At 73.2% G+C, this 18,189-nt stretch carries 17 protein-coding genes; 11 read left to right on the top strand and 6 right to left on the bottom strand.

Going from position 1 to position 18,189, the window contains the following annotated elements; translation table 11 throughout:
• Positions 1 to 6 precede the first annotated feature (6 nt).
• The 4 genes from QSK20_RS23605 to QSK20_RS23590 are packed head-to-tail and all read right to left on the bottom strand — an operon-like array spanning position 7 to position 2,568.
• A complete protein-coding gene (locus QSK20_RS23605) occupies positions 7 to 321 on the bottom strand; it encodes a DUF202 domain-containing protein (RefSeq protein WP_285790793.1) in 315 nt (104 codons plus the stop codon).
• A complete protein-coding gene (locus QSK20_RS23600) occupies positions 318 to 671 on the bottom strand; it encodes a YidH family protein (RefSeq protein WP_285790792.1) in 354 nt (117 codons plus the stop codon). The genes QSK20_RS23605 and QSK20_RS23600 overlap by 4 nt, the downstream gene beginning before the upstream one ends.
• A 9-nt stretch (positions 672 to 680) precedes the next feature.
• Positions 681 to 1,733, bottom strand: coding sequence for a formylglycine-generating enzyme family protein (locus QSK20_RS23595; RefSeq protein WP_285790791.1), 1,053 nt, complete (start codon positions 1,731 to 1,733; stop codon positions 681 to 683).
• A gap of 1 nt (position 1,734) precedes the next feature.
• Positions 1,735 to 2,568: a GntR family transcriptional regulator gene (locus QSK20_RS23590; RefSeq protein ID WP_285790790.1), complete on the bottom strand. Its 834-nt coding sequence runs from the start codon at positions 2,566 to 2,568 to the stop codon at positions 1,735 to 1,737.
• A gap of 190 nt (positions 2,569 to 2,758) precedes the next feature.
• On the opposite strand from QSK20_RS23590, the gene QSK20_RS23585 reads away from it, so the two are divergent.
• The 6 genes from QSK20_RS23585 to QSK20_RS23560 all read left to right on the top strand — a co-directional run bounded on the left by QSK20_RS23585 (position 2,759) and on the right by QSK20_RS23560 (position 9,948).
• A complete protein-coding gene (locus tag QSK20_RS23585; protein ID WP_285790789.1) occupies positions 2,759 to 4,255 on the top strand; it encodes an FGGY-family carbohydrate kinase in 1,497 nt (498 codons plus the stop codon).
• A 34-nt stretch (positions 4,256 to 4,289) separates the two neighbouring features.
• A complete protein-coding gene (locus QSK20_RS23580) occupies positions 4,290 to 5,159 on the top strand; it encodes an ABC transporter permease (RefSeq protein WP_285790788.1) in 870 nt (289 codons plus the stop codon).
• Positions 5,156 to 5,962 (top strand): ABC transporter ATP-binding protein, encoded by an 807-nt coding sequence (locus QSK20_RS23575; protein ID WP_285790787.1) that lies wholly within the window; start codon positions 5,156 to 5,158, stop codon positions 5,960 to 5,962. The genes QSK20_RS23580 and QSK20_RS23575 overlap by 4 nt, the downstream gene beginning before the upstream one ends.
• On the top strand, positions 5,959 to 6,963 hold the full coding sequence (locus tag QSK20_RS23570) for an ABC transporter substrate-binding protein (RefSeq protein ID WP_285790786.1): 1,005 nt from the start codon (positions 5,959 to 5,961) through the stop codon (positions 6,961 to 6,963). Before QSK20_RS23575 ends, QSK20_RS23570 begins: the two co-directional genes overlap by 4 nt.
• Before the next feature lie 31 nt (positions 6,964 to 6,994).
• Positions 6,995 to 8,551: a choline-sulfatase gene (betC, locus tag QSK20_RS23565; RefSeq protein ID WP_285790785.1), complete on the top strand. Its 1,557-nt coding sequence runs from the start codon at positions 6,995 to 6,997 to the stop codon at positions 8,549 to 8,551.
• A gap of 164 nt (positions 8,552 to 8,715) precedes the next feature.
• Positions 8,716 to 9,948 (top strand): AI-2E family transporter, encoded by a 1,233-nt coding sequence (locus QSK20_RS23560; protein ID WP_285790784.1) that lies wholly within the window; start codon positions 8,716 to 8,718, stop codon positions 9,946 to 9,948.
• A gap of 54 nt (positions 9,949 to 10,002) precedes the next feature.
• On the opposite strand, the gene QSK20_RS23555 is transcribed toward QSK20_RS23560, so the two are convergent.
• Positions 10,003 to 10,884 carry an N-acetylmuramoyl-L-alanine amidase gene (locus QSK20_RS23555; RefSeq protein WP_285790783.1) on the bottom strand — a complete coding sequence of 294 codons (882 nt, stop codon included), beginning with the start codon at positions 10,882 to 10,884 and terminating at the stop codon, positions 10,003 to 10,005.
• 113 nt (positions 10,885 to 10,997) lie between these two features.
• Positions 10,998 to 12,098, bottom strand: coding sequence for an L-dopachrome tautomerase-related protein (locus QSK20_RS23550; protein ID WP_285790782.1), 1,101 nt, complete (start codon positions 12,096 to 12,098; stop codon positions 10,998 to 11,000).
• Positions 12,099 to 12,314: 216 nt separating this feature from the next.
• Between QSK20_RS23550 and QSK20_RS23545 the strand changes: the two genes are divergently transcribed.
• The 5 genes from QSK20_RS23545 (at position 12,315) to QSK20_RS23525 (ending at position 18,080) form a co-directional block, all read left to right on the top strand.
• The gene (locus tag QSK20_RS23545; RefSeq protein ID WP_285790781.1) at positions 12,315 to 12,938 is read left to right on the top strand and encodes a class I SAM-dependent methyltransferase; all 624 of its coding nucleotides are present in this window, start codon (positions 12,315 to 12,317) and stop codon (positions 12,936 to 12,938) included.
• 306 nt (positions 12,939 to 13,244) lie between these two features.
• Positions 13,245 to 13,334, top strand: a complete 90-nt coding sequence (kdpF, locus tag QSK20_RS23540) for a K(+)-transporting ATPase subunit F (RefSeq protein WP_088984567.1) — start codon at positions 13,245 to 13,247, stop codon at positions 13,332 to 13,334.
• The gene (gene kdpA, locus QSK20_RS23535; protein WP_285790780.1) at positions 13,334 to 14,989 is read left to right on the top strand and encodes a potassium-transporting ATPase subunit KdpA; all 1,656 of its coding nucleotides are present in this window, start codon (positions 13,334 to 13,336) and stop codon (positions 14,987 to 14,989) included. Before kdpF ends, kdpA begins: the two co-directional genes overlap by 1 nt.
• 20 nt (positions 14,990 to 15,009) lie before the next feature.
• Complete coding sequence (kdpB, locus tag QSK20_RS23530) at positions 15,010 to 17,199, top strand: potassium-transporting ATPase subunit KdpB (protein ID WP_285790779.1); 2,190 nt, start codon at positions 15,010 to 15,012, stop codon at positions 17,197 to 17,199.
• Positions 17,199 to 18,080: a potassium-transporting ATPase subunit C gene (locus QSK20_RS23525; protein ID WP_285790778.1), complete on the top strand. Its 882-nt coding sequence runs from the start codon at positions 17,199 to 17,201 to the stop codon at positions 18,078 to 18,080. Before kdpB ends, QSK20_RS23525 begins: the two co-directional genes overlap by 1 nt.
• Positions 18,081 to 18,189: the final 109 nt, after the last annotated feature.

Raw genomic sequence — 18,189 nt, 5'->3', positions numbered from 1 at the left:
CGCCGGCTACGACCCGACCGGGGCCAGCCCGACGACGACGGTGAGGGCGCCCACCGTGACGAGCGCGGCGACCAGCGCCATCAACGCCGGTGGCGGCATGCCCGGGGCCGGCGGCCCGGATCGGTGGGCCCGTCGCCGGTACCACCAGACGGCGGTGACCGCCAGGAGCAGCATCGACCCCGACCCGGCGACGATCTGGGGCGGGGACAGGTGTGCGCCGAGCCGCCCCAGGAGCACGGCGTCGACCAGGGCGACCGCGCAGGTGCGTCGCCAGGCCAGGGCGGTGCGTTCCCGCTGGAGCCCGTGGTCGGGACCGGTCACGTGGCGAGCACCAGGACGACGACACCGGCGCCCAGCACGCCGAGGAGAACGGCCATCAGGGCGAGTGACCGGGTGAAGGGCAGGTCCCGGCCGAGTCGCATGGCCCGTTGGACGCGCGTCCACCGCTGGTAGGCCGCCCAGGGCAGGACGGTGGCCGCGGCGGCGAGCAGCACCGCCACGGCGGTCCGGACGCCGGGCGCCGCGGCGGGAAGGACGTGGACCACCGCGACCGCTCCGGCGAGCAGCGCCAGCGCGGTGCGGACCCAGGCCAGGAAGGTGCGTTCGTTGGCGAGGGTGAACCGGTAGTCCGGTTCGCTGCCCTCCCGGTACCAGGCCGGTTCACGTCGCATGGCGGCCCGTCACCGGTCGGTCCCGTCGGCCGCGCAGCGGAAGCCGGCGTGGCCGGTGGTGCTGTCCGGCGTGTTCACCGTCCGGGCGGCGACCCGGTACCGGTTGCAGTACGAGTCGTGGCACAGGTACGAACCACCGCGCAGGACCCGACCCGGCCCGGTCGGCGGCCCCTGCGGGTCGCGTCGGGTCTCCGGCCGGTCGGGGCGGTGCCAGTCGACGCTGAACCGGTCCGCGCACCATTCCCAGACGTTGCCCGAGGTGTTGAACAGACCGAACGCGTTCGGCCGGAAGGCGTCCGTCGGCGCCGTGGCGAGGTGGCCGTCGGCCCCGGTGTTGACCGTGGGGAACTCGCCCTGCCAGATGTTGCAGCGGTGCGCGCCCCGGGGCGTGAGGTCGTCGCCCCACGGATACCGGGCCTGGTCCAGGCCGCCCCGGGCGGCCTTCTCCCACTCGGCCTCGGTGGGCAGGCGTTTCCCGGCCCAGTGCGCGTAGGCGGTCGCGTCGTTCCAGGACACGTGCACGACGGGATGGTTCTGCCGGTCGCCGACCCGGGAACCCGGCCCCTCCGGGCACCGCCAGGAGGCCCCGCGCACCGGCAGCCACCAGGGCGCCCCGGGGATGCGCCCGGGCATGACGGCGGGGTGGGCGGCGTCGGCGACGAGCAGGTGGAAGACGTACGACCAGCCGAACAGCTCCGCCTCGGTGACGTACCCGGTCGCCCGGACGAAGGCGGCGTACTGGGCGTTGCTGACCGCCTTCGGGTCGATGTGGAAGCCGCTGACGTACACCTCGCGGACCGGGCCCTCGCCGTCGCCGGCGAACGTGTCCGGATCCTCGCTGCCCATCCGGAACGAACCGCCCGGGACGTGCACCATGCCCCGGACGACCGCGCGCCGGTCGCGTGCCGGGCCCCGCTCCGCCGACCGGCCGCGCGACGCGGCGGGAGTCGTGCCCGTGCCACCGTCGGCGGGCGGGCGGCTCGGCCCGCAGCACGCGGAGACCTCCGGCGGCCCGGCCCGGTCGCCCGCCGACGATCCGCCGTCGAGGTGGGTGGGCCGCATGTCAGCCCTCGTCGCCGGACCGGGCGACGGCCGTCACGCCGAACGTGCCGGCCCGACGGGAGGCCGACGTGGCCGGGTCGGCGGACGCGGTCAGGCAGAGGACGTCGGGACGGAAGACCAGCCGCCCGGTGGCCACGGCGTGCGGCCCGGACGCGTAGAGCTGGCAGTCGATGACGAGCAGCGGTGCCCCGACCGTGGTGTCCAGTTCGGTCGCCAGGGTGGGCGTGGCCGCCTCGGCGGTGATCGTGTGGTCGCTGCGGGTCAACCGGATGTTCTCGGTCTCCTGGAGGAAGGTCGTGATCCCGTCGGTCAGCGCGTTGATCCGGATCTGCTGGCCGCCGACCGTCGCGGGTAGCCGGTGCTCCAGCCGGGCGGCGGCCTGCCCCTCGACCTCGTAGAGCCGGATCGCGCGGTAGACGGCCTCGCCGGGCGCCAGACCGAGCAGGGCGACGTCGTCGGGGTCGGCGCTCTCCCGCAGGATGTTGACCGCGCGCACCGCGAAGTTGGCGCCCGCCTCGGCGAGGAAGTCCGAGAGGGACAGGATCAGGTCGACCGGGTAGGCGAGCGATCCCGAGTGGACCGCCCGTGCCGGCGAGGTGATCAGGGTGCCCACCCGTCGCCGCCGGACGACCTCGCCGGCCGCCTCGAGCCGGCTCAGCGCGTCGCGCAACGTCGTCCGGGACGCGCCGACCAGCTCGCACAGCCGGTTCTCGGTGGGGAGTCGGGTCACGCCGGTGCGCTGGTACTCCGCGATCAACGCGCGGAGGGCCTGCTCCGCCTCGTCGACCCGACTCGGCCGGACCGTAGGGTCCGTGGCCGCCGACTGGATTCCCATGCCACCCCTCTCGTTGATTGGTCATACCTTATAGAGGGCTGCTGTGCTGGCGCAAGCCTGGCCTGCCGTTCGGTCGCACATCAAGGCTTGACAGGTCTGCTGGATGGTCATACCTTACCGACAACTTGATCGGACTTAACGAGCCGGAAACACGGTTTCCGCAGGTCCGGGCGACGCGGGAGGTCGGACGATGGGCGACGTACTGCTGGGTATCGACATCGGTACCTCCAGCGCGAAGGCCGTGCTGACCCGTCCCGACGGCGAGATCCTGGCGACCGCGGTCCGCGAGCACCGACCGACCATGCCCCGGCCCGGCTGGGTCGAACACGACCCGGAGCGGGACTGGTGGGGCGCGGTCACCGAGCTGTCCCGGCAACTTCTCGCGGACGCGCCGGGCCGGCTGGCCGCGGTCTGTGTCAGCGGGATCGGGCCCTGCGTGGTGGCCACCGACGACCGCTACCGCCCGTTGCGACCCGCCATCCTGTACGGCGTCGACACCCGGGCCACCGCCGAGGCCGCCGAGCTGACCGCGCTCCTCGGTGAGGACCGGGTCGTCGCGGTCGGTGGCGCACCGCTGACCAGCCAGGCGGCGGGCCCGAAGCTGTACTGGCTCCGCCGCCACGAACCGCACACCTGGGCCGCCACCCGGCGGTTCCTGATGGCCAGCTCGTTCGCGGTCGCCCGGCTGACCGGTGAGTACGTGCTCGACCACCACTCCGCGAGCCAGTGCCAACCCCTGTACGACCTGCGCGGCCAGCGCTGGCACGGCGAGTGGGCGGACCTGGTCGCGCCCGGCCTCGACCTGCCCCGGCTGGTGTGGCCCGGTGAGGTGGTGGGCCGGAGCACCGCCGCCGCGGCGGCCGAGACCGGTGTCCCGGCCGGCACGCCGGTCGTCGCGGGCACCGTCGACGCGTGGGCCGAGGCGCACAGCGTCGGGGTCCGCCGGCCGGGCGACACCATGCTGATGTACGGCACCACCATGTTCCTCCTCCAGGTCACCGACCGGATCGTGACGCACCGGGGGCTCTGGGCGACCCGGGGGATCACCCCCGGCAGCGCGTGCCTGGCCGGTGGCACGGCCGCGGCGGGCGCGGTGACCGACTGGCTGCGGCGGATCGTCGGGGAGGAGCGGTACGAGGTTCTCGTCGCGGAGGCGGCGGAGACCGCGCCCGGCGCCGACGGCCTGGTGATGCTGCCGTACCTCGCGGGGGAGCGCACCCCGCTGTTCGACCCCGACGCCCGGGGCGTCCTGCTCGGCCTGACGTTGCGGCACACCCGCGCGCACCTCTACCGGGCCGCGCTCGAGGCGACCGGTCACGCCGTCCGCCACCACCTGGAGACCTTCGCGGCGGCCGGTGCGCCGCCGGGCCGCCTGGTGGCGGTCGGCGGCGGCACCCGGGGCGGCCTGTGGGCGCAGGTGGTCTCCGACATCACCGGGCAGCCGCAGGAGGTGACCACCACCAGCATCGGCGCCTGCTACGGCGACGCCCTGCTCGCGGCGCAGGCGGTCGGCCTGGTCGACCCGGCCGACACCTGGGCCCGGACCGGCCACGTCGTCTCGCCCCGGTCCGCCGTCCGGCCGGTGTACGACGAGGCCCACGCGGTCTACCGGGCGGCCTACCCGGCCAACCGGGAGCTGATGCACCGGCTGGCCGAGGCCCAGCGCGCCGCCCCGGCAACCGCCTGAACCGCCCCCACCCACCCCCACGACAGGAGATCAGATGCCGGAAGTGTTGGCTTCCGACCGGCGAGCGGCAGCCGCCGGCGTCGGAGCGAAGGAACCGGGCGCGCTGCCCGGCGCACCACCCCGCCGTGGACCCCGACGGTGGCTGGCGGCCCTGCGGAACGCGGCGCTGGGCCTGACGGGCTTCCTCGGCGTGATCCTGCTCTGGCAGGTGATGGCCGTGACCGGTGTGGTCGGCGGCGACCTGCTGCCGACTCCCGGCCAGGTCTTCGAGGTGATCTGGACCGGCCTGGGCAACGGCCTCGCCGACGACATCCTGATCAGCAGCCGCCGGGTCGTCGTCTGGGTGTCGGTCGGCATCGCCGCCGGCGTACCGGTCGGCTTCCTGCTGGGCTGGTTCCCGATCGCCCGGGCGGCGCTCAACCCGCTGGTCAACTTCTTCCGGGCGCTGCCCCCGATCGCCCTGGTCCCCCTGGTGATCGTCTACTTCGGGATCGGCGAACTCGCCCGGGGCATCATCCTGATGTACGCCGCCTTCTTCGCGACCGTCGTGATCGTCTTCGAGGGCATCGCCGGGATCGAGGACAAGTACGTCCGGGCCGCCCAGACGCTCGGCGCGAACCGGGTCGAGGTGCTGGCCCGGGTCGTGCTGCCGTTCTCCGTCCCGCACATCCTCACCGCCGCCCGGGTGTCACTCGGCATCGGCTGGGCCTCGCTGGTCGCCGCCGAGCTGGTGGCCGCACAGGACGGGCTGGGAGCGGTCATCCAGAACGCGGGCAACTTCCTCGACATTCCGCGGGTGTACGCCGGGATCATCCTGATCGGTCTGTGCGCGTTGCTGATGGACGCCGCCCTCCGTCTGGCGTCCGCCCGCCTGGTGCGCTGGCAGGACAGGGGGAACCGGTGAACGGACAGGTCAGTGGCGGCGGTCTCTCCGTCGCCGGGATCAGCAAGCGGTTCGGGCGGGGCACGGCGGCGGTCACCGTCCTCGACGACGTGCGGTTCGACGTCGCCGAGGGGGAGTTCGTGGCGGTGGTCGGCCCGAGCGGCTCCGGGAAGACCACCCTGCTGAACACCGTGGCCGGCTTCGTCGACCCGGACACCGGCGCGATCCGGGTGAACGGCGCACCGGTCACCGGCCCGGGGCCGTCGCGCTGCGTGGTGTTCCAGGAGTACGCGATCTTCCCGTGGCTCACCGTCCGCCGCAACATCGAGTTCGGCATGCGGCTGCGTGCCCGCCGCCGGACGGCGGCGCAGCGGCGGGAGATCGGCGACCGGTACCTGGAGCTGATGGGGTTGACCGCCTTCGCGGACGCCCTGCCCAAGACGCTCTCCGGTGGGATGCGGCAACGGGTCGCGCTGGCCCGCGCCTACGCGGTGGACCCGGAGATCCTGCTCATGGACGAGCCGTTCGCCGCGCTCGACGCGCAGACCCGGGAGACGATGCAGGAGGCCCTCCTGGAGATCAACCAGAAGGAGCGCCGCACCGTCCTCTTCGTCACCCATCAGGTGGAGGAGGCGATCTTCCTCGCCGACCGGGTGGTGGTGATGTCCGCCCGCCCCGCCCGGGTGCGGGACATCGTCGACGTGCCCTGGCACGGCGACCGGACCCACGAGCTCAAGACCAGCCCCGACTTCATCGCGCTCCGCCGCCGCATCGAGACGATGCTGCGCGACGCGCACACCTCACCCCAGGGAGACGACCGATGAGACGCCGGATGGTGGCGGTGCTGGCCAGCCTCGCGCTGGTCCTGACGGGCACCGCGTGCGGATCGGACGACGACGGAGACGCCGGGTCCGCGCAGAAGATCAAGGTCGGCTACATCGCCGGCCCCGCCCCGGGCATGCACCTGCTGCTCGCCCAGGAACGCGGCTACTTCGCCGAGCAGGGGCTCGACGTCGAGGCGGTGCCCTTCCAGACCGGCATCTCGCTGTCCAACGCGCTCACCGGCGGCAGCGTCGACGTCGGCGTGATGGGCGCGGTGATCGCGAACTTCCCGGCCCGGGGCCAGGGCAAGGTGTTCCTGCTCAACAACCTCGAGGCGAACATCCAGCAGATCTGGGCGGCACCGGACTCCGGGATCACCTCGGTGGCGGACCTGCGCGGCAAGAAGGTGGCCACCACCACCGGCACCGCCGCCCACCTGCTCCTGCACGTGGCGCTGACCCGCAACGGCCTCTCCCTGGACGACGTCGAACTGGTCAACCTGGAGATGCCGGCCGTGGCCAACACGTTCGTCACCGGAGGCGTGCCCGCCGCAGCCCTCTGGGCCCCGTTCGACGGCCAGGTCCGGCAACGCCTTCCCGAGGCCCGGCAGATCGCCACCTCGGACCAGTTCCACCCGGACGCGGCGATCGCGGGCGGCTGGGTTGCCAACAACCGCTTCCACGCGGAGCACCGGGACGCCCTCGTCAAGATCACGAAGGCCTGGCTGAAGGCCAACGACGACATCGTCACCGACCAGGCCGGGGCGCTGAAGGCCGCCTGTCCCCGACTCTCCGACGTCATGACGGCGGAGGTCTGCACGCAGATCTACCAGCAGGCCAGGAGCTTCCCCAACGCCGAGTGGACCGGCTACTACACCGACGGCACCGCCGCCGACTGGATCGGTCGGATGGAGCGGGTCTTCGTGGACATCGGCGCGCTGCCGACCTACGTCGAGCCCGACACCTTCCTCGACACCTCGGTGTTCACCGACGCCACCAAGTGACCGACCACCCGACCCCGCCCAGGGAGCAAGCGTGACCACCGCAGGCAGCCGTCCGAACATCCTGCTGCTCATGGCCGACCAGCTCAGCGCGTTCGCCACCGGCCCGTACGGCAACGAGGACGTCCTCACCCCGAATCTCGACGCGCTCGCGGAACGGGGCACCGTCTTCGAGAACGCCTACTGCAACGCGCCGTTGTGCGTGCCGTCCCGAGCCGCGATGATGACCGGTCGGCTGCCCAGCGGGGTGCCCTCCAACGACAACGCCGAGGAGTTCCCCGCCTCGGTGCCGACGTTCGCGCACTCGCTGCGGCGGGCCGGGTACCGGACGATCCTCTCCGGCAAGATGCACTTCGTCGGCCCCGACCAGTTGCACGGCTTCGAGGAGCGGTTGACCACCGACATCTTCCCGCCCGACCTCACCTGGACCCGTCCCTGGGAGGAGCAGGGCGACCCGCCCCGGCTCTCCGGCGCGCAACAGAACGGTGGCCGGGAATACGTCGACATCCTGCGCTCCTCCGGCCCGCTGCCGTGGACCTACCAGATGCACTACGACGAGGAGGTGCGGTTCACCGCCCTGCGCCGGATCCGGGAGCTGGCGCTCGACACCGGCGAGCGGGCGGGCGAGCCCTGGCTGATGGTGGCCTCCTTCACCCAGCCGCACGACCCGTACGTGGCCCCGCCGGAGTACTGGAACCGCTACGAGGGTCGGCGGATCACGTTGCCCGAGCCGGTGCCGGACGGCGTCGAGCCGCACCCGCTGGACCGCTGGGTCAACGCGTTCCACGGCGTGGACCGGGCGGAGATCGACGACGAGGCGGTCCGCCTCGCCCGGCGGGGCTACTACGCGATGACGAGCTACATCGACGACGTGGTCGGCTCGTTCGTCGCGGAGCTGGAGCGGTTCGGCCTGCTCGACGACACCGTCGTGGTCTTCACCAGCGACCACGGCGACCAGCTCGGCGAGCACGGCATGTACTTCAAGCGCACCCTGCGGGAGTGGTCGGTGCGCGTCCCGCTGCTGTTCGCCGGGCCGCGGGTGGCGTCCGGCCGCCGGGTCGGCACGCCCACCAGTCTGGTCGACCTCCATCCCACCTTCGCCGACCTGGCCGGCGCCGCGCTGCCGGAGTGGGTGACCGGACGGTTCGCGGGCGACAGCCTGACCGGCCTGCTCGCCGGTGACGCGGGGACGGCGCATCCCCACCGCGACGTCGTCGTCGAGAACTCGGCCGAGGGCACCCTGCTCCCGGTGCGGGCGGTGGTCAGCGGCCGGCACAAGCTGGTCTACGCCCACGGGCTGCCGGACCAGCTCTACGACCTGGAGAAGGACCCACGGGAACTCGACAACCGGGCGGCCGACCCCGGGTACGCCGAGGTGCGGGGCCGGCTGCGGTCCTCGGTCCTCACCGACTGGGACCCGGTCGCCGCCGAGCGGGACGTCGTGACCAGCCAGCGCGTCCGCGCCTTCCTCGGCGAGGCGCTGGCGCACGGCGCGCACACCTCGTGGGCGTACGAACCGCCGGTCGACGCGGCACGCCAGTGGATCCGGGGCACCGACGACGACCCGTGGGATCCGCTCTGCGGGTTCTGACCGTGGTGCGGCGAGGAGAGGCCGGTGCCGGGTGCCGACACCCCGCACCGGTCTCTCCTCGGCCGGGTGGCGTGCCCGGTGGCGCCCCGGGCGGGGGCCTTGCCGTCACCGTGATTGCCCGCCACGACTAGGGTTCGGCGGGGCGACACATGGTGGAGGCAGAGTTGAGCCAGGAAGAAGACGGCCCGCGCGAGCCCGCGGCCGGCACCCCGACGCGCGGCACGGCTGCCCCGGCGGCGCCACCCGTACCGGCACTGCCACCCGGGCGGGGCCCCCGGGTGCGGGCCGCGATCCGCCGGGTGGCGGTCGTCGCGGCGCAACTGATCGTCATCGCCGCCGCGCTGGTCGGACTCGGTTACCTGCTCGGCCGGCTCTGGGTCGTCCTCTTCCCGGTGGTGCTCGGCCTGCTGCTCACCACGGTGCTCTGGCCGACCGTGCGGTTCCTGCGCGCGCACCGGTGGCCGCCCGCCCTGGCCGCGGCGACGGTCCTGCTGGCGTTCCTCGCCCTGCTGACGGCGCTCGGCATCCTCGTGGTGCCGCCGGTGGTGGGCCAGATCGGCGAGCTCACCGACCAGGCGACGGCCGGACTCGAACAGGTGCGCAAGTGGCTCACCGGCCCGCCGCTCAATCTCGGCGAGGACCAGATCGGTGAGACGATCGACAACGTCTTCAGCGCGCTTCAGTCGAACGCCCAGAACATCGCCGGATACGTGCTGACCTGGGCCACGTCCGTCGGGTCCGGCGTGGTCAACGCCGTGCTGGCCCTGGTCCTGTGCTTCTTCTTCCTCAAGGACGGTCCCCGCTGGGTGCCGTGGCTGGCGGCGCAGACCGGCCCGCGCGCGGCGGTGCACGTCGCGCAGTTGTCGGACCGGAGCTGGCGGACGCTGTCGGAGTTCATCCGGCAGCAGGCCCTGGTCGGCTTCATCGACGCCTTCTTCATCGGCATCGGCCTGTGGGCGTTCGGGGTGCCGCTGGTCCTGCCGCTGGCGGTGCTGACCTTCTTCGCCGCCTTCATCCCCATCATCGGGGCGTTCGTCGCCGGGGCGTTCGCCGTCCTGATCGCGCTGGTCGACCGGGGCCCGACCACCGCGTTGATCATCCTGGGCATCGTCGTGGCGGTGCAGCAGGTGGAGGGCAACGTCCTCCAGCCGCTGCTCCAGGGGCGTGGGCTGAGCCTGCACCCGGCGGTGGTCATCCTCGCCGTGGCGGCCGGCAGCAGTCTCGCCGGGATCACCGGCGCCTTCCTGGCCGTGCCGGTGGCGGCGATCGTGGCGGTCGCCTACCGGTACGCCCGCGACCACCTCGACAACCACCCCTCGGCCGCCGAGCCGCCGGGTGCGCCCGAGCCGCCGGCGGTGGGGCCGGCCGCGGCGCGCGAGGCGGACGACCGGGGGTAGGCGGACGTCCGGCCCGCACGCGGGACGCGGCGGGCCGGACGGGTACGGCCGTGACTAGCAGCGCGGCACGTTCGGGATGTACCCGTCGTGCCCGGTGTAGAGGTAGGCGTCGGAGACGTAGCGGTTGGTGCCGATCCGGTGCCAGATGCTGGAGGTGCCGTAGGGGCCGGTGACGGCGGTGCCGGTGGCCTGGCAGTAGACGCTCACCGCCGTGCCCCCGCTCAGCGAGCCGACGACGGCGTGACCGGTGCCGGGCCCGGAGCGCACGTTGAGCACGGCGGTGCCGCTGTGCACGGTGCCGGAGCCGATGCCGGTGACGCCGTTGACCAACTGCATGTAGTAGGTCCAGTTCCAGTGCGGGCCGGGGTCGGTGTGGGTGGCCCCGGGCACCTCCTTGTGCGCGATGATGTTGCTGCGGGTCTTGGGGATGCCGTACTTGTTCGCGAGGTTCCGGGTGAGCGTGGCGGACGCGCGGTACATGGCGTCGGTGAACCAGGCCGGATTGTCGACCCAGCCCTCGTGCTCGATGCCGATCGACTGGGTGTTGTAGGTCCAGTTGCCGGCGTGCCAGGCGATGTCCTTTTCCCGTACGGACTGGGTGACCGCGCCGTCGGAGGAGCGGAACGTGTAGTGCGCGCTGACCTTGGACGCCGGGTTCTGGAACCAGTTGATCGCGCTGCTGTACGAGCCCTGGGTCACGTGGATGACGACGTGCGTGACGGGCTGGCCGGTGGGCCGGGTGGCCACCGTGTAGTTGCTCGTGCTGGCCGGCACCCAGGCCGCCGGTCCGTAGTCGGTGCTCAGGATGGTGGTGTCCGTCGCGGCGTCCGGGGACGGCGCGGGCACCGCCGCGTGCGCGGACGGGGCGGCGCCGAGGACGGCGCCCTGGAGGACGACCAGGGCCAGGGACGCGCTCGCCCATCGCCGGAGTCGCATCGGGTCTCCCATCGACAAGGATCAATTAATCTCGATGGGCTGACGATAGGGCCAGGGAGCGAAGCTTGTCTACAAGCTGTTCGGCCGGAGTGAAGGATTCCCCCGTGGCCGGTTCAGCGTAGTCGGACCGGCCCGGCGTCGACAGGGACCCGGAACAGGGCGTACGGCCGCCGACGCCGGTCCTCGCCGCCCTGGTACCTCGCCTGTCGGTGCAACTGGTTCGCGGTGAGGTACAGGTGCCCGTCGGCGGCGACCGACAGGGTGTCCGGCCAGAGCAGGCGGGGGTCGTGCACCAGGGTCTCGAAGCCGCCGTCCGGCAGCCGACGCAGCACCGCGTTGTGCTCGTACGACGTGAGGTAGAACCGGCCCGCGTCGTCGGTCTCCAGACCGTCGGAGCCGCCGCCCTTGTCGCCCTCGTCCACCACCGTGGCGGCGACCTGCTCGTCGCTGCGGGACCGGTCGGCGAGGGCGTCGGTGGCGACGCTGTACCACCGGCGCGAGGCGAGCGGGCAGTAGTACAACCGGGAGCCGTCGGCGGAGATCGCGATGCCGTCGGAGCCCATCGCCACCGGCTTCGGCGCCCCGCCCGCCGGCCGCTCCAGGAACGGCCGCCCCTCCACCACCGGCCGGAACGTGGCCAGGGGTTCGGCGCGCGTGGAGGGATGGTCGTGCAGCCGCCGCCAGGACGTCCCGGAGGCCAGGTCGACCACGACGATCCCGTTCGGGCCGGAGTCGGCGGAGTCGGTGACGTAGGCGATCCCGGCCGCGCCGCGCCGCAGGTCGAAACGGACGTCGTTGAGGTACGTCGAGGGCAGCGCCACGTCGGCGGGGAAGGTGACCACCTGGCCGACGGTGTCGGTGTCCAGGTCGACGCGGACGAGTTTCGGGCCGCCGGGGCGGGTGGGCCGGAACATCGGGCTTCCGGTGTCGAGCACCCAGAGCCGGTCGGCCGGATCGACCACGACGCTCTGCACCGAGACGAACGCACCGCTGTCGTCGTAGCCCGCCGGGTCGTTCCACTCCTGGTCGGGGAAGGGCACCTCCCGCCCGTCCCGCAGTTCCACCACCGTGGCCGGCACCTCGTCGCCCCACCTGGGGAAGTTGACGAAGACCCGACCGCCGGCCGAGACGCTGACGCCGGTCGGCATCGGCCCGGTGAAGGTGTGGACGAGTTCGAGCCTGCCGACCGCTTCGTCGCCCGTCGGGCCGTTCATCCGCCACTCCTGCCTGTGCGGTACGGGGCGTCCCGTGCGTGCGGCGTTCTTCCCGCTGGTCCGGATGGCAAACGTCGTGGTGGCCGTGGTCCGGTCGCCCGGCGGTGGTCCGGATTTTGCCGGACCGGCAACGATGTTTGCGGTGTCGCGGGGCCTCGCGCATGGTTGCCGCAGCGGTGTGGTCCACGCCGGTCAACCATGGAGGGAGCGTTGCCCGTGGAATTCGACGGGGAGTACTGGGCGGAACACTACGGCGGCCGTGCCGTGCACGGCGTGCGGCAGCCCACCGTCCACCTGGTGACCGAGGCCGGGGACCTCGCGCCCGGCACGGCGCTGGACGCCGGTTGCGGAGAGGGTGCCGACGCCGTCTGGCTCGCCTCGCGCGGCTGGCGGGTGACGGCGGTGGACATCTCCGCCACCGCGCTCGAACGCGGGCGGGAACACGCCGAGCGCCTCGGCGCCGAGGTCGCGGACCGGATCGACTGGGTGCGGGCCGACCTGACCGCGTGGACCCCGCCGGGGGACGCCTTCGACCTGGTCTGCTCGCACTACGTGCACTCGACCGCACCGACCGGGACGCTGGTGCGCCGGCTGGCGGCGTCGGTCGCGCCGAACGGCACCCTGCTGGTCGTCGGCCACCACCCGTCGGACCCGCACCACCACGGTCAGCCCCCGAGGGCGGCGGAGGCGCAGGTCACCGCCGAGGACCTGGCCGCCGGCCTCGGCCCCGGCTGGGACGTCCTCGTCGCCGGCACCCGTACCCGGTCGGTCGGCGGCGGCCCGCACGGGCACGGAGGCGTCTCCCGCGACGCGGTGCTCCGGGCCCGCCGGCATCCCTGACCCGCACGTCCCGGCGTCGACCGGTCGTGCCGTCGCCGGCACCGGGACCCGTCCCGGTGACCGCGCTCACCTCCACCGCCCGGCGGCGTGAAGAACGCGTCAAGAAACGTCGGGTCGCCGTCATGGTCGCGTTATGGACCCTGTCCACGCGGCGCGTGGGGCGTTGTGATGGCTCGGCGCGACCGCACCGGCGGTCGCGGGTGTCGTCCCTGGTGAGGAGCCAGCCGTGTCCGACCTGGTGTTCGTGGTGGTGACGGTGGCGCTGTTCGCGGCGCTCGCCCTGGTGGTGAGAGGCGTGGAGCGGCGGTGAGCGCGGTCGACGCCGTCGGTCTGGTCCTGGCGATCGGCCTGGCCGTGTTCCTGGTGGTCGCCCTGCTGTTCCCGGAGCGTTTCTGATGACTCCGACGACAGCCGGCGTGTTGTTCGTCGGATCGCTGGTGGCGGCGCTGGTCACCGTGCACCGACCGTTCGGCGACCACCTGTACGCGGTGGTCTCCGGCCGCCGTTCGTCCCGCGTCGAGCGGGGTGTCTTCCGACTCGTCGGGGTGGACCCGGCGGTCGAGCAGACCTGGGGGGTGTACGCCCGCAGCGTGCTCGCCTTCTCCGCCGTCTCCGTGCTCTTCCTGTACGGGTTCCAGCGCCTCCAGCAGCACCTGTGGCTGTCGCTGGGGTTCGACCCGGTGGTCCCGCACGGCGCCTGGAACACGGCGGTGTCCTTCGTGACCAACACCAACTGGCAGTGGTACGCGGGCGAGTCGACCATGGGTCACCTGGTGCAGATGGCCGGGCTGGCGGTGCAGAACTTCGTCTCGGCGGCGGTCGGCATCGCGGTCGCGGTCGCGCTGGTCCGGGGCTTCGCCCGCAGCCGCAGCGGCGAGCTGGGCAACTTCTGGGTCGACCTGATCCGGATCACGTTGCGGATCCTGTTGCCGGTCTCGGTGCTCGCGGCGCTCGCCCTGATGGCCGGGGGAGTGGTGCAGAACCTCTCCGCCGGCACCGAGGTCACCACCCTGACCGGCGGCGGGCAGACCGTTCCCGGTGGTCCGGTGGCCGGCCAGGAGGCGATCAAACAGCTCGGCACCAACGGCGGGGGCTTCTACAACGTCAACAGCGCCCACCCGTTCGAGAACCCGACCACCTGGACGAACTGGCTCCAGGTCTTCCTGGTCCTGCTGATCCCGTTCAGCCTGCCCCGGGTCTTCGGCCGGATGGTCGGCCAGCTCCGGCAGGGGCACGCGATCGCCGCCGTGATGGCGATCCTGGCGCTGGTCAGCGTCGCCCTCACCAACGTCTTCGAGTTGACCGGCGACGGCACCGTCCCGCAGGCGGTCGGCGCGGCGCTGGAGGGCAAGGAGGTCCGGTTCGGGGTGTCCGACTCGGCCACCTACGCCGCCGCGACCACGCTCACCTCGACCGGCGCGGTGAACTCGTTCCACGACTCGTACACCGCGCTCGGGGGGATGATGCCGCTGGTCAACATGATGCTCGGCGAGGTCGCCCCGGGCGGTGTCGGCGCCGGCCTGTACGGCATGCTCGTCCTGGCGGTGACCACCGTGTTCGTGGCCGGTCTGATGGTCGGCCGCACCCCGGAGTACGTGGGCAAACGGATCGGCTCCCGGGAGATCACCTACGCCTCGCTGTACTTCCTGGTCACCCCCGCGCTGGTGCTGGTCGGCACGGCGGCGGCCCTCGCCAGCGGCAACCACACGACCGCGCTCAACACCGGCCCGCACGGCTTCACCGAGGTCCTCTACGCGTTCACCTCGGCCAGCAACAACAACGGGTCGGCGTTCGCCGGCCTCACGGTCGGCACGCCCTGGTGGAACACCGCGCTGGGCCTGTGCATGCTGCTCGGCCGGTTCCTGCCGATCGTCCTCGTGCTGGCCCTGGCCGGCTCGCTGGCCCGCCAGCAGCCCACGCCGGCCTCGGCGGGCACCCTGCCCACCGACCGGCCCCTCTTCGTCGGGATGGTCGTCGGCGTCACGGTGATCCTGGTGGCGCTGACCTTCCTGCCCGCCCTCGCGCTCGGCCCGCTCGCCGAGGGGCTGTGAGCACCATGGGAGAGAGAACCATGACCACTGTGACGCGGGCCCCGCACGACGCGTCCGACGCGACCACCACCGACCACCCGGCGACCCGGGGCGACCGGGCCGGGGGCGGTCTGCTCGACCCCCGGCAACTGCTCCGGTCGCTGCCCGACGCGCTGCGCAAACTCGACCCGCGCACGCTGTGGCGCAACCCGGTGATGCTGATCGTCGAGATCGGCGCGGTGTTCACCACCGTCCTCACGGTGGCCGACCCGTCGGTGTTCGCCGTCGCGATCACCGGCTGGCTGTGGCTGACCGTGCTCTTCGCCACCCTCGCCGAGGCGGTCGCCGAGGGCCGGGGCCTGGCCCAGGCCGCCACGCTGCGCCGGGCCCGGCGGGACACCGTCGCCATCCGTCTGGTCGGCTGGACGCCGGGGGCGGCGGACCGGTACGACGAGGAGACCGTCCCCGCCTCCGAGCTGCGTCGGGGTGACGTCGTGCTGGTGGCGGCCGGCGGCGTCGTCCCCGGCGACGGCGACGTGGTCGAGGGGATCGCCAGCGTCGACGAGTCCGCCATCACCGGCGAGTCCGCTCCGGTGATCCGGGAGTCCGGCGGGGACCGCAGCGCGGTCACCGGCGGCACCCGGGTGCTCTCCGACCGGATCGTCGTCCGGATCACCCAGGAGCCCGGACGGAGCTTCGTCGACCGGATGATCTCCCTGGTCGAGGGCGCCGACCGGCAGAAGACCCCGAACGAGATCGCGCTGAACGTCCTGCTCGCCGCGCTCACCGTCGTCTTCCTGCTGGCCGTGGTCACCCTCCAGCCGATGGCGGTCTTCGCCAAGGGCTACCAGGGGGCGGCCCCGGACAGCCCGGCGATCACCGACGCCGGGATCAGCGGGATCGTGCTGGTCGCCCTGCTGGTCTGCCTGATCCCGACCACCATCGGCGCGCTGCTGTCGGCGATCGGCATCGCCGGCATGGACCGTCTCGTGCAGCGCAACGTGCTCGCCATGAGCGGCCGGGCGGTCGAGGCGGCCGGCGACGTGAACACCCTGCTGCTGGACAAGACCGGCACCATCACCCTCGGCAACCGGCAGGCCGTCGGATTCCGGCCGGTGGAGGGGGTGGACGCGGGGAGCGTCGCCGACGCCGCACGACTGTCCAGCCTCGCCGACGAGACCCCGGAGGGCCGCTCGGTCGTCGCGCTCGCCCGGAACGGGTTCGGGCTCGGGGCGGGCGGACCCGACCTGCTCCCCGACGTCACCTTCGTGCCGTTCACCGCGCAGACCCGGATGAGCGGCGTCGACCTGGACGCGGCGGGCGACGGCGGGACGCGCCGGATCCGCAAGGGCGCCGCCGCGGCCGTGCTGGCCTGGGTACGCGAGCACGGTGGTCACCCCACCGACCAGGTCTCGCGGATCGTCGACGAGATCAGCGCGATCGGCGGCACGCCGCTGGTGGTGGCCGAGCACCTCGCCGGGCGACCGGCCCGGGCGCTCGGCGTCGTCCACCTCAAGGACGTGGTCAAGGCCGGGATGCGGGAACGGTTCGACGAGATGCGCCGGATGGGCATCCGCACCGTGATGGTCACCGGGGACAATCCCCGGACCGCGAAGGCCATCGCCGACGAGGCCGGCGTGGACGACGTCCTCGCCGAGGCCACGCCGGAGGAGAAGCTCGCCCTGATCCGGCGGGAGCAGGCCGGCGGTCGGCTGGTCGCGATGACCGGCGACGGCACCAACGACGCGCCGGCCCTGGCGCAGGCCGACGTCGGGGTGGCGATGAACACCGGCACCTCGGCGGCGAAGGAGGCCGGCAACATGGTCGACCTCGACTCCGACCCGACCAAGTTGATCGAGATCGTGGAGATCGGCAAGCAGTTGCTGATCACCCGGGGCGCGTTGACCACCTTCTCCATCGCCAACGACGTGGCGAAGTACTTCGCGATCATCCCGGCCATGTTCGCCGGCATCTACCCGAGCCTGGACGCGCTCAACGTCATGCGGCTGTCCAGTCCGTCCTCGGCGATCCTGTCCGCGGTGGTCTTCAACGCGGTGGTGATCGTCGCGCTGATCCCGCTCGCCCTGCGCGGCGTCCGCCACCGCCCGGCCGGCGCGTCGGAGCTGCTGCGCCGCAACCTGCTGACCTACGGCCTCGGCGGCATCGTGGTGCCGTTCGTCGGCATCAAGCTCATCGACCTGCTCGTCCAGTTCGTCCCGGGGATCTCGTGATGCGTCTGCCCACCTGGCTCGCCCAACACCTCGCCGCCCTGCGCGCGCTGCTCGTGTTCACCGTGCTGCTCGGCCTGGCGTACCCGCTCGCCCTGGTCGCCGTCGGTCGGCTCCCCGGCCTCGCCGACCGGGCGGACGGGTCGCTGGTCGAGGCCGACGGCCGGAGGGTCGGCAGCGCCCTGATCGGCCAGTCCTTCACCGACGCCGACGGCAACCCCGTCCCGCGTTACTTCCAGTCCCGCCCCTCGGCGGCCGGCGCCGGCTACGACCCCACCGCCACGGCCGCCAGCAACCTCGGTCCGGAGAGCGTCGTCGACACCCTCGCCACCGACCCGGCGTCTGCGACGTTGAGCCTGCTCAGTCAGGTCTGCGCGCGTAGCAGGGCGGTCGGGGAGTTCAACGGCGTCGACGGGCGTCGCCCCTACTGCACCGACGACGGGGTCGGCGCGGTGCTGGCCGTCTTCCGCCGCGACGGGCTGACCGGCCCGGTCACCCGGGTCGTCAGCGTCAACCAGGCCGCCCCGGCGACCCCCTTTCTCGCCAGCTACCAGGGTGTGCCGGTGGAGCCGGCCCGCCCGGGCGAGGACCACGTCGCCGCCGGTGGGCTGGTCACCCCGATCCGGGGCGACGCGCCGGAGCGGCCCGCCGTCCCCGCCGACGCGGTCACCGCCAGCGGCAGCGGCCTCGACCCGCACATCAGTCCCGCGTACGCGGACCTCCAGGTGGCACGGGTGGCCAGGGAACGGGGCGTGGACCCGGCCCGGATCCGTGACCTGGTCGCCACGTACACGGCCGGCCGGGGTCTCGGGTTCCTCGGTTCCCCCCGGGTCGACGTGCTGGCCCTCAACCTCGCCCTCGACGAGCGGTTCCCCACCCGCTGACCGGCCGCGTGGGGCGGGCGGTGCGCCCCGGCCCGCCCCACGCCCGGCGGCACGCGCCGGCCCACCGGTGCCGGTGCGGCCGGTGCCGGTGGGCAGCGGGCCCGCGACC

It is taken from the genome of Micromonospora sp. NBRC 101691 (assembly GCF_030269285.1).
Taxonomy (GTDB): Bacteria; Actinomycetota; Actinomycetes; order Mycobacteriales; family Micromonosporaceae; genus Micromonospora; species Micromonospora echinospora.
This window is presented reverse-complemented; position numbering and strand designations above follow the sequence as displayed.

Coding starts and splice junctions, on each gene's coding strand:
- QSK20_RS23570 (WP_285790786.1), top strand. CDS start 5,959: ATGAGACGCCGGATGGTGGCGGTGCTGGCCAGCCTCGCGCTGGTCCTG.
- QSK20_RS23525 (WP_285790778.1), top strand. CDS start 17,199: ATGCGTCTGCCCACCTGGCTCGCCCAACACCTCGCCGCCCTGCGCGCG.
- QSK20_RS23555 (WP_285790783.1), bottom strand. CDS start 10,884: ATGCGACTCCGGCGATGGGCGAGCGCGTCCCTGGCCCTGGTCGTCCTC.
- QSK20_RS23595 (WP_285790791.1), bottom strand. CDS start 1,733: ATGCGGCCCACCCACCTCGACGGCGGATCGTCGGCGGGCGACCGGGCC.
- kdpB (WP_285790779.1), top strand. CDS start 15,010: ATGACCACTGTGACGCGGGCCCCGCACGACGCGTCCGACGCGACCACC.
- QSK20_RS23550 (WP_285790782.1), bottom strand. CDS start 12,098: ATGAACGGCCCGACGGGCGACGAAGCGGTCGGCAGGCTCGAACTCGTC.
- kdpA (WP_285790780.1), top strand. CDS start 13,334: ATGACTCCGACGACAGCCGGCGTGTTGTTCGTCGGATCGCTGGTGGCG.
- QSK20_RS23580 (WP_285790788.1), top strand. CDS start 4,290: ATGCCGGAAGTGTTGGCTTCCGACCGGCGAGCGGCAGCCGCCGGCGTC.
- QSK20_RS23600 (WP_285790792.1), bottom strand. CDS start 671: ATGCGACGTGAACCGGCCTGGTACCGGGAGGGCAGCGAACCGGACTAC.
- QSK20_RS23585 (WP_285790789.1), top strand. CDS start 2,759: ATGGGCGACGTACTGCTGGGTATCGACATCGGTACCTCCAGCGCGAAG.
- QSK20_RS23590 (WP_285790790.1), bottom strand. CDS start 2,568: ATGGGAATCCAGTCGGCGGCCACGGACCCTACGGTCCGGCCGAGTCGG.